12 protein-coding genes are annotated in these 14,412 nt (G+C 39.1%); 4 read left to right on the top strand and 8 right to left on the bottom strand.

From position 1 onward, the window contains the following. Positions 1-148: 148 nt before the first annotated feature. Positions 149-1,561, top strand: a complete 1,413-nt coding sequence (gene glcD, locus Q1B07_RS04330) for a glycolate oxidase subunit GlcD (protein WP_299087210.1) — start codon at positions 149-151, stop codon at positions 1,559-1,561. Next, the gene (locus Q1B07_RS04325; protein WP_299087212.1) at positions 1,558-2,892 is read left to right on the top strand and encodes a (Fe-S)-binding protein; all 1,335 of its coding nucleotides are present in this window, start codon (positions 1,558-1,560) and stop codon (positions 2,890-2,892) included. The genes glcD and Q1B07_RS04325 overlap by 4 nt, the downstream gene beginning before the upstream one ends. 268 nt (positions 2,893-3,160) lie before the next feature. Here Q1B07_RS04325 and rhaA read toward each other — a convergent pair whose 3' ends face one another. From rhaA to Q1B07_RS04285, 8 genes are all read right to left on the bottom strand, one after another. Beyond that, a complete protein-coding gene (gene rhaA, locus Q1B07_RS04320) occupies positions 3,161-4,414 on the bottom strand; it encodes an L-rhamnose isomerase (protein ID WP_299087214.1) in 1,254 nt (417 codons plus the stop codon). A 5-nt stretch (positions 4,415-4,419) separates the two neighbouring features. Continuing rightward, the gene (gene rhaB / locus Q1B07_RS04315; protein WP_299087216.1) at positions 4,420-5,835 is read right to left on the bottom strand and encodes a rhamnulokinase; all 1,416 of its coding nucleotides are present in this window, start codon (positions 5,833-5,835) and stop codon (positions 4,420-4,422) included. Between the two features lie 186 nt (positions 5,836-6,021). After that, positions 6,022-6,984 (bottom strand): AraC family transcriptional regulator, encoded by a 963-nt coding sequence (locus Q1B07_RS04310; RefSeq protein WP_299087218.1) that lies wholly within the window; start codon positions 6,982-6,984, stop codon positions 6,022-6,024. A 51-nt stretch (positions 6,985-7,035) separates the two neighbouring features. Then, entirely contained in the window at positions 7,036-7,806 is a 771-nt protein-coding gene (locus Q1B07_RS04305; RefSeq protein ID WP_299087220.1) for a DeoR/GlpR family DNA-binding transcription regulator, read from the bottom strand. 291 nt (positions 7,807-8,097) lie between these two features. Beyond that, positions 8,098-10,206 (bottom strand): bifunctional aldolase/short-chain dehydrogenase, encoded by a 2,109-nt coding sequence (locus Q1B07_RS04300; RefSeq protein WP_299087565.1) that lies wholly within the window; start codon positions 10,204-10,206, stop codon positions 8,098-8,100. 69 nt (positions 10,207-10,275) lie between these two features. Beyond that, positions 10,276-10,995, bottom strand: a complete 720-nt coding sequence (locus Q1B07_RS04295) for a lactate utilization protein C (RefSeq protein WP_299087222.1) — start codon at positions 10,993-10,995, stop codon at positions 10,276-10,278. A gap of 2 nt (positions 10,996-10,997) precedes the next feature. Further along, positions 10,998-12,422: a LutB/LldF family L-lactate oxidation iron-sulfur protein gene (locus Q1B07_RS04290; RefSeq protein ID WP_299087224.1), complete on the bottom strand. Its 1,425-nt coding sequence runs from the start codon at positions 12,420-12,422 to the stop codon at positions 10,998-11,000. Between the two features lies 1 nt (position 12,423). After that, positions 12,424-13,146, bottom strand: a complete 723-nt coding sequence (locus tag Q1B07_RS04285; protein ID WP_299087226.1) for a (Fe-S)-binding protein — start codon at positions 13,144-13,146, stop codon at positions 12,424-12,426. 713 nt (positions 13,147-13,859) lie between these two features. On the opposite strand from Q1B07_RS04285, the gene Q1B07_RS04280 reads away from it, so the two are divergent. Together Q1B07_RS04280 and Q1B07_RS04275 are read left to right on the top strand one after the other, a co-directional pair. Further along, the gene (locus Q1B07_RS04280; protein WP_084822273.1) at positions 13,860-13,982 is read left to right on the top strand and encodes an FbpB family small basic protein; all 123 of its coding nucleotides are present in this window, start codon (positions 13,860-13,862) and stop codon (positions 13,980-13,982) included. 20 nt (positions 13,983-14,002) lie between these two features. Beyond that, positions 14,003-14,392 carry a sporulation protein gene (locus Q1B07_RS04275; RefSeq protein WP_299831965.1) on the top strand — a complete coding sequence of 130 codons (390 nt, stop codon included), beginning with the start codon at positions 14,003-14,005 and terminating at the stop codon, positions 14,390-14,392. The last annotated feature ends 20 nt before the right edge of the window (positions 14,393-14,412 follow it).

The following is a 14,412-nucleotide window of genomic DNA, read 5'->3' as shown; positions in this document are numbered from 1 at the left end:
CTCAATAATTCATTTTGATTTTTTATTTTAATTATAATATAATATTATTAAAATATTATTTCAATTCTATTGTAAACTATCGATGCATAGATTGATTTTTTAATAGAAGAAATGCAAATTTAAACTATATGATAAAGGTGTGAAATAAATGATTACATCAGACATTAAATCGAAATTGATCGAAATCGTTGGTGCGGAAAACTTTGATGATTCCAAGGCCGGACGCCTTGTTTACTCTTATGATGCGACCCCGCAGTTTCAATCAATGCCAGATGGGGTCATTTCTCCGCGAACCACAAAAGAGATTTCTGAAATTGTGAAAATCTGCAATGAATATAAAATTCCGATCGTGCCTCGCGGTTCCGGCACAAATCTTTGTGCAGGCACATGTCCGACTGAAGGCGGACTTGTCATCTTGTTTAAGCATATGAACCACATTCTTGAAATAGATGAAGAAAACTTAACTGTTACGGTTCAGCCCGGTGTGATTACGCTCGATATGATTAATGAAGTAGAGGCACGCGGCTTATTCTATCCACCGGATCCAAGTTCAATGAAAATTTCAACCATTGGCGGGAACATTAACGAAAATTCCGGGGGCTTGCGCGGCTTAAAATACGGAGTGACGCGTGATTATGTCATCGCCCTTGAAATTGTGCTGGCAAACGGAGATATCATCCGCACAGGAGGAAAACTGGCAAAGGATGTAGCTGGATATGATTTAACGCGATTATTTGTCGGTTCTGAAGGGACTCTGGGGATCATTACAGAAGCTACTTTAAAATTAATCCCGATGCCGGAAACGAAAAAAACCATTCTTGCGTTATATCAGGATCTTGAAGCCGCAGCACGCTCTGTTTCAAAAATGATCGCTAGTAAAATCATCCCAACGACACTGGAATTTCTTGATCAGCCTACACTTCAGGTCGTGGAGGACTTTGCAAAAATTGGCTTGCCGACAAATGTCCAAGCCGTTCTCTTAATTGAACAAGATGGACCTTCTGAAGTAGTTGAACGAGATATAAAACGAATTTCTGAGGTTTGTGCTGCGGAACATGCCATTTCCGTTCAAGTGGCCGAATCAGAAGAACAGGCAATGGCGCTGCGAACCGCACGTCGTTCAGCCTTATCAGCGCTTGCTCGTTTAAAACCAACAACCATTCTGGAAGATGCAACTGTCCCGCGTTCAGAAATCGCGAAGATGGTACGTGCCATTAACGAAATCGCAAAAAAATACCAGGTTAACATTTGTACATTCGGACATGCAGGTGATGGAAACCTTCATCCAACATGCTTAACAGATTCACGAAACCATGATGAAATTGAACGTGTTGAAAAAGCATTCGCCGAGATCTTCGAAAAAGCAATCGAGCTTGGCGGAACCATTACAGGCGAGCATGGTGTCGGCGTGATGAAAGCCCCATACCTGGAACTAAAGCTTGGAAAAGAAGGAATCGCAGCGATGAAGGCGATCAAAACTGCCTTAGACCCAAACAATATTATGAACCCAGGGAAAGTTTTTGCCAAGGAATCTCGTAAACGGGTGGTGGTAACAAGATGACAACCTTAAAAGAACGTGAGACGATTCAACAACAATTTAAAGAACGCATGAATGAAGATGAGCTTCTAAATTGTATGCGCTGCGGCTTTTGTTTGCCATCTTGTCCGACTTACGTAGAATCAGGTTTTAAAGAATCCCATTCTCCACGGGGACGGATTGCCCTAATGAAGGCGGTAGCAGACGGACTGATTGAACCAGACGAAGATGTTGAACGTTCGTTGGAGCTTTGCCTTGGCTGCCGCGCATGTGAACCTGTTTGCCCATCTGGTGTCAATTACGGACATTTACTAGAGGAAGCAAGGGATATTATCAACCAAAATAAAAAACATTCACTGCCTGTCCGTGCCGTACGAAAGGCCGTCTTTGCAGGACTTTTTCCACATCAAAATCGAATGATGATGGCCACCGGGTTTTTAGGATTCTATCAGCGTTCAGGTTTACAAAGCATGATGAGAAAAACCCGCTTACTAAATCTTCTGCCTGATCATCTGGTGACAATGGAAAAAGTGCTTCCAAAAGTACCGACAATGAAGGAAATGAAAAATCGGCCTACCCATCTTCAAGCTGAAGGGACACGTAAAAAAAGAGTTGCCTTTTTCTCAGGTTGTTTAATGGATACGATGTTTTTAGAGACAAATAATGCAACGGTCAAACTACTACAAACAGCTGGCTGTGAAATCGTGATTCCGCAAAATCAAGCATGCTGCGGCGCACTTCACGGTCATAGCGGAGAAAAAGAACAAGCAAAGGAATTAGCAAAACGCAATATTCGAGCGTTTGAAGAACTTAACATTGATTATATTATTACCAATGCAGGCGGCTGTGGTGCATTCCTAATCGATTATGATCATTTATTAAAAAATGATCCAGAATGGAAGGAACGTGCCAAAGCTTTTGTTGACAAGCTGAAGGATGTTTCGGCTGTCCTAGTTGATCTGGAATTCCATAAACGAAACTTGAAGCTGCCCGCACAAGTTGTAACGTACCAGGATTCCTGCCATTTACGTAATGTGATGAAGACCTCCATTGAACCGCGGCTTCTGCTGCAAGCGATAAAAGGCATTGATTTTCAGGAAATGAAGGATGCCGACCGATGCTGCGGTTCAGCTGGAATCTACAACATTGTCGAATCGGAAATGTCCATGCAGATTTTAGATCATAAAATGGAACAAGCTAAAGCAACACATGCTACTACGATTGTTACTGCGAATCCAGGCTGCTTATTGCAAATGAAGCTCGGGATTGAACGTGAAGGACTGTCTGAGCGTGTGCGTGCCTTGCATATTGTGGATTTGTTATTGGAAGCTTTGCAGGATTCTCAGGAAGAGTAAGGGTTTTGCAGAGAATGTTAAGGATAGTGAGTTGAGGTTGATTGGAGGGGTAACCAACTTAAACGGAATTTAACGGATACCTCGCCTTTTTAATAAGTGCATTGGCACTATTCGGCGGGTTCTGCATTTTATCGGTGGCTTTTTAGCCCCCTTAATTTCCGCGAAACCCAATTAAACTGCGTATCTCACATTTTTGAAAGACACCTCATGACCAAAATTAAAGGGCTGCACCCACTCTTCCTAAGCGGCTGCAGCCCTTGCCTTTTATCTATCTTTTCGATAATACTTCTTGTTCATATTTCTTCACTTCTTCTAACCAAGCTTCTTTTACTGGTACACCCATTTGTTCGCAGTAGTAATCCCAGATCGCTCCGAATGGGTATGTTTTGAATTCTTCGATTAATGCTAGTCTTTCTGTAAAGTTGCCTTCTTCTTGCAGTTGTTTTAAGTGGTTATTTGGAACAAGCATTGCGTACAGCAAGGATTTAATCATATTGCGTGTTCCGATTGCCCATGCTGCAACACGGTTGATGCTTGCGTCGAAGAAATCTAGACCAATCATGACTTTGTCCAATGCATCGTTGCGAACGATTTCTAAAGCAATTTCTCTTAACTCGTCATCGAGTGTGACAACGTGGTCACTGTCCCAGCGTACCGGACGTGAAACGTGTAAGGCAAGCTTGTCGCTATATAATAGCATGGACGAAATTTTATTTGATACTGTTTCAGTTGGATGGAAGTGTCCAGTGTCCAACAGACATAATTTGTTATTTTTCAAGGCATAGCCTAAATAAAATTCATGTGAGCCAACAACATAGGATTCAGAGCCGATGCCGAACAATTTGCTTTCAACTGCATCGATATTGTATTGCTCATCAATTTGCTCTTTAAAAATTTTGTCCAAAGACTCTTTTAAACGTACTCTTGGTGTAAGGCGGTCGCTTGGGACATCTTTATAGCCATCAGGAATCCAGACATTCGTTAACGCTGGTGTACCTAATTCTTTTCCAAAATACTCACCAATTTTACGGCTGGCAATACAGTGGTTAATCCAGAACTCGCGAATTTCTTGATTCGGGTGTGATAATGTTAGGCCATCTGCTGCTTTTTCATGGGAGAATAGCGTTGGGTTAAAATCAAGGCCTAGTCCATTTTTCTTTGCCCAGTTTACCCAGTTTTCAAAATGCTTTGGTTCTAATTGATCTCGATCCACAGCTTCACCGTTTGTTTCAGCATAGATTGCATGTAAATTGACACGGTGTTTACCAGGGATAAGGGAAAGTGCCTTCTCTAAATCGCTTCTTAGTTCTTCAGGTGTTGTTGCTTTTCCAGGATAGTTACCTGTTACATCAATTCCTCCAGATAATTCACCTTTATTCACTTCAAAGCCGGCGATATCATCACCTTGCCAGCAATGAATCGAAATAGGCACCTGCTTTAATTGTTCGAATACTTCTTCAACGTTGATTCCCCATTTTTCGTATTCCTTTTTAGCTAATTCAAAACTTTCTTTTACTGACATTGCTCTCATCCTTTCACTAATAACGGTTTATAGGTTTTCACTTCAAAAGAATCTTTAATAATTGATCGTGCTTGGGTAATGTCTTCTATTTCTCCAAGGGCCATAAGCTGTGAGACAATATTGCCAATCGCTGTAGCTTCAACCGGTCCGGCTACGACCTCTTTATTCGTCACATCGGCAATAAGTTGATTTAACATTTCATTTTGGCAGCCCCCGCCTATGACATTTACTTTAGGGAATGTCTTTTCAAAGATTTCTTCAATTTCATTAATAGCTTGCTTATAGCTTTCAACTAAACTTTCATAGACGCATTTTGCGATTTGTCCCGGTGTTTGCGGTACCTGCTGATTCGTTTCTTCACAGTACTTCTGAATTTCCGCAACCATATTTTCAGGCTTTAAGAAACGGTCATCATCAACATTCACAATTGAGCTAAACTCCTTTTCCTCACGAGCGAAGTTAACTAATTCAGCGAATGAATATTGATCACTGTAATTGCGTTTCACCTCTTGAATCATCCAGAGTCCCATAATATTCTTTAAAAAACGGAAGCGGTAATCCATTCCGCCTTCATTTGTAAAATTGTATTCAAGAGCCTTAGGTACACAAATTGGGAAGCGGTTTTCCACTCCAATTAATGACCATGTACCAGAGCTGATATAAATCGTATCCCTTAATTCAGGTACGGAAATGACCGCTGACCCGGTATCGTGCGTTGCTGGCAGAACAACCTTCATATCAAATCCAACTTCACTTATAAGCTCTTCAGAAAGAGTGCCTAATACCGTTTTTGGCGGATGGATTTCTTGAAACATTTGATTATTTATTCCTAATTGATCCAAAATCTCATGATCCCATTTTTTTGTAAATGCATTCACCAGCTGTGTTGAGGTTGCATTTGTGTATTCATTTGCCTTTTTGCCGGTTAGTAAAAAGTTAAAGTATTCTGGTATCATGAGAAATGATTTCGCTTTTTCTAGTACCTCTGGCGACTTTTGCTTTAATGCATAAAGCTGATAGATTGTATTGAATTTTTGAAATTGAATACCTGTTTCTAAATAAAGCTTTTCCTTAGGAATGATTTTAAAAACTTCCTCCATCATCCCATCTGTGCGCGGGTCACGATAGGCGACTGCATCTGTTAATGGATGGTCGTTTTCATCTAGCAGCACAAAATCAACAGCCCAAGTGTCGATCCCTATGCTTTCTGGTTTTATGTCTAAATCATTGCATTTCTTAATTCCCGCTTTTATTTCATTGAATAGTTTTTCTACATCCCAACAATAATGCTCACCTTTCTGAACAATATTGTTTTCAAAGCGATGAATTTCATCTAATTTTAGCTTGCCATTTTCAAGATGCCCAAGAATCAATCTTCCACTTGAAGCTCCTATATCTACTGCTAAGCTGTATTTACTCATTTTTTTCACCCTCTTCATTGAAAACGCTTGCTTATTTATATAATAAAATAGTTTAGCCGTTTATCCAATATCGCCATTCAACCAATTTATTGTCCTTATTTGCACATTCACCTGATTTGTCGATTACCGACAAAAAAAGCCATATTTTCTTAGTTTAACTAGATGGAATATGGCTATTTGTGAAAATTATTTAATTGTCAGTTCTCTAAATTGTTTTGGTGTATATCCGTATTTGCTTTTAAATACTCGATAGAAGTAACTGATATTTTCATATCCAACCTGTTCAATAATCGAAGTGATTGATAAAGATGTATTTTCTAATAAATCCTTTGCAACACTTAATCTTTTTTCCTGCAGCAATTCTTTAAAGGTTAGATTCGTAGCCTTTTTGATTTGTTTACTTAAGGCATAGTGCGGCTGATTTAATTTTTCAGCTAACTGATATAAGGATGCGTCTTGATAGTGTTCTTCTACATATTTCAACGATTCAATAATGGTATGATGTTTATCAGCATCCTCTTTGTATTTCATCTTATCAGAATGCTTAATAAGTTCAACCATTAATAAGCCCATATATAATTTAATGGTTGATTCAGACATGAACGAGGGCTGCATGATTTCAACGATAATTTTCCCAACCAGCTCTTGGATACTCTCAATCTCTGATACAGCAAAATAAAGGTATTGCCCGTTTTGAGTATGATTAAAAAGACTGTTGATTAAAAAATTGCTGAGCAGGTTTTCGCTTGTTAAGTAGGAGAAGATAAACGAGAAAAATTCTGGCTTGATGATAAAATTGATGATAATATCCTCTTCACCACATGCCTCAAGCTCATGCTCAATATGTTGATTTAAAAACAGAAGATCGCCTTTTTTTAAGGTAAAACGTTCATTTCCGACCGTTTGCTTTAGCGTTCCATGATACACATAATTCAATTCGATATAATTATGTTTATGCTTTGGAAAGTCAACAAACCTTGTATGCTTTCGCACCATGATCATCGAATTATTATTAAGAAATTTCTCACTTTCAACAATAAAGTGATCCTGGCTTGTGTACAGTTCTTTTTTCACTTCTTTTTTTTGTTGAAGCATTAGCTTTTCTTCTTCAGTCAGTTGGAGTAATTCCTGTAAAAGATCAGAATTCACCTTAGATCCCTCATTTAAATTGGGCAAGCTTGTCATGCTGCCTGCCCGGATTTATTCTGCAACCTTAACAGTATTAACTTGGACACCCTTTTCCTCCAATGCCTTGCTGTATGAATCATCAATTTTGGAGTCAGTCAGTATAGAGCTAACCTGCCCGATGTTGGTGATATGAGCAAAGGTGCGAACACCAAACTTCGTAGAATCCGCCAATAGAATGGTTTGATCTGCTATTGACATCATTTGTCTTTTCAATAAAGCCTGCCATTCATTTGAATCGCTTATGCCGCCTTCCAGATGAACTCCTTTGCAAGAAATAAACGCCTTGTTTACATGGTACATATTTAATGATCTTTCTGCTAAAGGGCCTGCATATGAAAGGGATCTTGAAAGGAGCATCCCTCCGGTAGAGATTACTTTCACCTGCTCTTTTTTGCTGAGCTCAACCGCCACTTTAATAGAGTTTGTTATGACGGTTAATGGCAGATCAGGCATTTCCTTTGCCATATACCATGCGGATGTACTTGCATCTAAAACAATTTGATCCCCAGGCTGAATAAGCTTTACTGCTTCAAGTGCAATAGCTTTCTTTTCTGCTGCGTTCGTAATTTCTCTTTCGGTATAAGAAACCTCTGATTGCTCATCCTGTATACTTACGGCACCGCCATGACTGCGGCGAAGTAAATTTTCCTTTTCCAATTTTTCCAAATCACGTCTAATGGTTTCTTCGGTAACCTTAAAAAGCTTACTTAGCTCTGTTACTCTTACACTTAATTTTTCATTTACAACTTCAACGATTTTCCGATGTCTTTCTGCTACAAGCATTTTGAATGAATACCTCCAAGTTATACTTACAATGAGGAATGACGATAAGTGCCAGACCTTGTGCTTGTTGTCTATCATTTCATATTATCACATAGTCTGCAAATGTCGTATAGTCCTTATTAGACTTCCATATTAAGCGTTTTCATGGTCTGTGAAAAATTTTTTCTTACAGAAAAGGGTCAGACCCCTCAAACACATGATATATGGATTTTGACTAAAAGAAAATTCCGTATATTGGTGTTTGTCTAAAGGAGTCAGACCCTTTGGGATAACCTCTTGAACGTTTATCTATTATCTAGTAAACGCAGCTGGTACACCGCCGTCAACAGTTAGCATACAGCCCGTTGTACGATCTGATTTAGATGAAGCAAAGAATAAAATCGATTGAGCGATATCTTTTGGATAGATATTCACTAATAAAGTTGTACGTTTACGATAGTGCTCTTCTAGCTGATCTGGGTGAATTCCGTATGCTGCAGCACGTTCTTCTCTCCAGCTTGATCCCCAAATAGCTGAACCTTGAAGCACAGCATCTGGAAGTACAGAGTTTACGCGAATGCCAAATTCTCCGCCTTCTGCCGCAATACATCTTGCAAGATGAGTTTCCATCGCTTTAACAGAGCTGTAAGCTGCTGCATTTTTACCAGCATATACTGAGTTTTTCGAACCGATGAATACCATATTACCGCCAGTGCCTTGTGTTTTCATTTGCTTGAATGCTTCACGGGCAACTAAGAAATAACCAGTTCCAAGTACATTCATATTAAGATTCCATTCTTTTAAAGATGTTTCGTCAAATGGACTTGATGTTGCAAGACCTGCATTGTTAACAATAATGTCAACACCGCCGTATGTTAAGGCAGTTTGTTCAAATGCAGCTTGAACAGCCTCTTCACTTGTTACATCCATCTTCACAGCGAATGCACGGCCCTCACCATATTTTTCATTGATTTCTGCTGCAACTTTTTCTGCCCCTTCAAGATTAAGGTCAGCAATCACTACATGTGCGCCTTCTGCAACAAATTGACGGCAAGTTTCACTGCCGATACCGCCTGCACCACCTGTAACAAATGCTACCTGTCTTGAGAATTCAGCTTCAGCAGGAGCCAGAGATAATTTGTAAAGCTCTAATGGCCAGTATTCAACATTGAATGATTCATTTTCATTTAAAGAAACAAAGCTTCCTAGAGTCGTTGAACCCTTCATAACCGCAATTGCACGATGGTATAGAGCACCACTTACGTTAGCCATTGCTATGTTTTTACCAGTGTTCACCATTCCAATCCCAGGAATTAAAATAACACGTGGAGCTGTTTCAGAAATTTGGTCACCTTCATTTTTGTTTCTTTCAAAGTATGCTTTGTACTCTTCTTTAAAATTTGCAATTCCGGCTTTTACTTTTTCTATCAGAGTTGCAGCATCTTCAGATTGAGGATTCCAGTCAATGAATAATGGTGTCATTTTTGTATGAACTAAGTGATCAGGACATGCTGCTCCTACTTGTGATAATTCCGGAGCATTGTTGCTGTTTACAAATTGTAATACATCTTCAGCATCATCATAAGTTAAAAGCATTTTCTTTTCTTCGCTAACTGCACCGCGGATAACAGGCATAACTTGAGCTAAAACTTTTTTACGATCTTCTTCAGAAAGCGCTTCGTATTTTTGACCGCCAAATACGTTTTCTTCTATCACTTTAGCTTGAATATATTGTTCTGCCTCATTAATAACGGAAATTGTTTTTTCATAGCTTTCTTCAGCTGTTTCTCCCCAAACGACTAGTCCATGCTTTTCCATAAGCACAAGCTCTGCATTTGGATTGTTTTTGACACCTTCAGCGATCATTTTTGATAAAGTGAATCCTGGTCGAACATATGGAACCCATACGAAACGGTCACCGTAGATCTCTTCAGCAATTTGTCTGCCATTGTCTGCACAGCAAATGCTGATGATTGCATCTGGATGTGTGTGATCAACATGCTTAAATGGCAAGAATGCATGTAATAATGTTTCGATTGATGCACGGGGATGCTTGCTGTCGATCATACAGTGAGCAAGATATGCTACCATTTCCTCATCTGACATTTCGTCACGCTCGATTAATGGGCGAATATCTTCCATTCTTAAGCCAGTAAAATTGTGAGCCTTCATCGTTGCTAAGTCAGATCCGCTTCCTTTAACGTACATGACTTCTACATCACGGCCGCGGAAATCCTTTTCAATTGTTTTCATTGATGTATTGCCGCCGCCCCAGTTACAAACGGAACGGTCTGAACCTATTAGATTGGAGCGGTAAACTAACTCCTCTAACCCCGGTTGTAGTGCTGCAGCTTGTTCTTTATTCCATAAGCTTTGTACCATTTTTGTTTCCTCCTCTTTATTTCTGTTTCCTCTTTTTATATCTTGGTTTTATTATACTATATGTTTGTTTGTTTTTGAATATATTTTTTGTTTGTTTTTGAAATTATTTTATTTATCATTTACTAATAGATAAGTAGCCTTTATCGGACCATGTACACCAACAATTAAATTGAGTTCGATATCAGCACTATTGCTTGGACCGGTAATAAAGTCGATACAAGAAGAAATGTTTTTCCCCTCCTTGACTTGTTTAGAAATGAATGATGTTGCTTGTGTCATTCTTGGAACGAGCGTGCTTTTTGGAATTATCGCAATATACGTTTTAGGCAATAAGCTAACTGACCGGCCTTTATTTTCACTGCTGAATAAGACAACTGTGCCTGATTCAGCAAGGGTGATGTCACTATAGGTGATTCCTACATCCGCTTTTTCTGCCGCTTCAAGATTCTTTTCCTTAAGGGCAGGATCCCAAATATGAACATCAATACCTTCAGCAGGCCAATTTTTTTGAAGCTCATCCTCCAAATGAAACTCTTTATGACGGTCATCCTTCCAGGTTACAACGCTGCCAACTTCATATTGTTCAAAAACCTTGCGCAGGTTTTTGGTTAAATCATTTGAATTCGTTTCAATAAATTGTGTATGGATTACATCACAATGCTTTTTTAGAACCGTTACTAAGTCATCCTGTGAAGCATCCTTTAACACATCATATTGCGGGGTTGTTTTCCACTCAGGCTTAGTAACAGTTGATTTACGTCCGCGACCAAGCTTTGCTGCAACGGTATATAGAAATGATTCGCGATGATAGATTTGTCCCTGTGCCATTTCTATTCCCCACCTTTCTCTCTCTTTTTATACCAATCTCTAAATCTTTCCTTACTTGGCGCTGGAAAATCACGAACATCTGTCCAAGGCTTCATAGGACCAGGCCCTTTTTGAATGCTATTCGCTTGGGTAAATGGCGCCATAACGGTTGAAGCTGATTTTGTTCCCGCCTTATAAAGACTTGGTGAACTTGCAGCTAACTGGTAGCCCTTCATGGCAAGCTTTTCAGCAAATGGCGATTTTTTCTCATCTTCGACAATTTTTCTCCGGTGCTTAATGAGCAATTCATGCAGCGGTATTTTTACAGGACATGCTTCCGTACATGCAGCACATAAAGAAGAAGCATATGGCAGCTCCTTATAATCTTCATAACCGCCTAATAATGGTGTTAAGACAGCCCCGATTGGACCAGCATAAATCGATCCATAGGAGTGGCCGCCAATATGGCGATAAACCGGGCAAACATTCACACATGCTGCACAACGAATACAATGGAGCGCACTTTGGAATTCAGTGCCTAATATATTGGAACGTCCATTATCGACAATGACAAGATGAAACTCCTCAGGACCATCAACATCCCCTTCATCCTTCGGCCCTGTTAAGCCTGTAATATAGCTTGTTAGTTTCTGCCCGACAGAGCTTCGGCACAGTAAACTTACAAGGATATCAAGCTCTTCCCAGGTAGGAACAATCCGCTCCATCCCCATAACCGTAATTTGCGTTTTAGGTAAAGCGGTTACAAGTCCTGCATTTCCTTCATTTGTTACAAGGCTAATTGATCCAGATTCCGCAACAGCAAAATTACAGCCTGTAATTCCTAAATCTGCAGTTAAAAATTCCTGGCGAAGCTGCTCTCTTGCAAAAAGCGCAAGCTCTTCGGGAATCTCCGACTTATCGTAGCCCCGTTTTTCCTTAAATGTGTCCCGAATTTGCTCTTTATTTTTATGAAGTGCAGGAACGACAATATGGGATGGCGGATCATGATCATCAAGCTGAAGAATATACTCGCCTAAATCTGTTTCAATGACCTCACAGCCAGCCTCCTCAAGGGCAGCATTCAAATGAATTTCTTCTGTTACCATTGATTTCGACTTTACAACCTTCTTAGCTTGCTTTTCTTTGACTACTTTGGAAATATACTCATTTGCTTCTTCCTTTGTTGAAGCAAAGAAAACATGACCCCCGCGCTTCGTGACATTTTCACTTAGCTGTTCTAAATAGTAATCAAGATTTTCAAGCGTGTGTGTACGAATTTCCTCACCAAGCTTGCGCCATTCCTCCCAATTTCCTAATTCTTCAGCCGCTGCCAAACGCTTTCCCTGCATACGCTCCTGGGCGGAGACAACTGCATTGCGCATAAATGTATTGTTAACACCTTTATCAACCCGTTCAAAAAACTTATCATCGCTAATTTTCATTGCCATCTTACTTCACCTCACTATTCAGTACTTCTGCAATATGCATCACCTTGATTGGCTTGCCCTTACGGTTGATTCTCCCACCGATATTCATTAAGCAGCCGCAATCCGCGCCAATTAAAATTTCTGCACCTGTTTCCTCAATATGCTGCACCTTTTCATCGACCATTTGCTCAGAAATCGGCACCATTTTCACTGAGAACGTCCCGCCGAAGCCGCAGCAATCCTGACTGTTCGGAAGCGGATTCACCTTTAAGCCTTCTACATTTTCTAAAAGCTTTCCAGGGGCATCCTTCACACCTAGCAGCCTTGTCATATGGCAGGATTTATGATAAGTGGCACATGCTGGTAAACTAGCATTCACGTTTTCGACCTTTAATACTTCTACAATAAATTGTGTTAATTCATATGATTTGCTTGCTAATTTTTCAGCTTTTTCCTTCCAAACTGGTTCATTTTCAAATAAATGTCCGTATTCACGCAGCATGGCCACACATGACCCTGATGGACCGACCACATAGTCAGATCCTTCAAACGTACGAATCATATGCTTTGCTACTTCCTTTGTTTCCTTATGATAACCGCTATTATAAGCAGGCTGTCCGCAGCATGTTTGTTGTTCAGGAAAATCAACTTCACAGCCCAGTTTCTCTAAAAGTTCTACTGTATGCTTCCCAACATTTGAATAAAATACATCTGCCAAGCATGTAATAAAAAGAGAGACCTTCATTTCATAACCTCCATTCAATATGAACCAATTTCCTCTTTCCTATCTATTAATATGATTATACTACTTTTCTTTTTGTTTTAACACCCGTTTTTGTTTGTTTTTTAAATATATAGCATTTGTTTATTTTGGTTTAATTTGTTTTTCTTCATTGATGGGCTAATTCTAACACGTTTCTCTTCATTAAATTAAAAAATAAGGCCGACCATTTAAGTCAACCTTCTATCTAATAAAAATTCGTTATGTTGAAGGTTCTACCTTTTCCCAGTTAATTATTTTTCGATAAATATCTATAAAATAACTCCTATGATTAGCCCATTACCGATAATTGGTTGAAAATAGATTGGTAAACTTGTAAAGATCTTACTGTCTAACGTATTTTATTACTATTTTCAAATAAAATCGAGAAGCAGTTAACATATTTGTAACATTTTCCCTAAAAAATCATGTAAATACCTGTTGACGAATATTTTAAAATAGCATATGATTTACTCAAATAATATATCGTATCTCCTAAAGGGGAGTAGCTTTTACAATAAAGTCGTCATTACAGAGTGGATGTTAAGCTCTCGGCTTTGTTGGCAACATTCCGTTGTTAGCAAGACCTTTACTTATTGGTAAAGGTCTTTATTTGTTTTCTAAAACCTTTACCAAGACGGTAAAGGTTTTTTTCTGTTGAACATCCTTCTTTAGGGTAACGAAAGGAGAACTATACTATGAAAAAAATGTCATTCGTTGAATTAATAAAAAAGAATAAGGAAGAGCTGCTAAATGATAAAAAACAACTAGAAAAAATTGAAAAACGTCTTGATCAAAAATATATTAAACAAAGCAAATAAAAGGAGAATACGGGAGGAACATGATGTTACTTAGAAAATATATGTCACTATTAGGTGTAGGTTCAGCAATTATTGACCTCATTTTGCCAAAGGAAACGTATCGACGCGGCGAGCTAATAAACGGACACTTTTATATAAAAGGCGGAACCATTGAACAACAGCTTAAACGTATTGACTGTGATTTAGTGATGCACGACCAAACGACTGGTCAAGAAAAGGTAATCGATACCGCGACCATTTTATCATCAAAGAATATTCATTCAGATGAATCAAATACCGTTTCCTTTACATTTAAGCTGCCTGAAACAATTCCTATTTCAAGCGAGAAAATCTCTTATCGCTTTAAAACTCGATTGACCTTTAACGAAGGGGTTGAAAGTAAAGACCAAGACATCATCCAGGTAATCTAAGAAATAAGCAAGCATGAAAA

Source organism: uncultured Metabacillus sp. (assembly GCF_947503125.1).
Lineage (GTDB): Bacteria > Bacillota > Bacilli > Bacillales > Bacillaceae > Metabacillus.
Note: the sequence above shows the minus strand (reverse complement) of the source record. Positions and strands in the feature narration are given on the sequence as shown.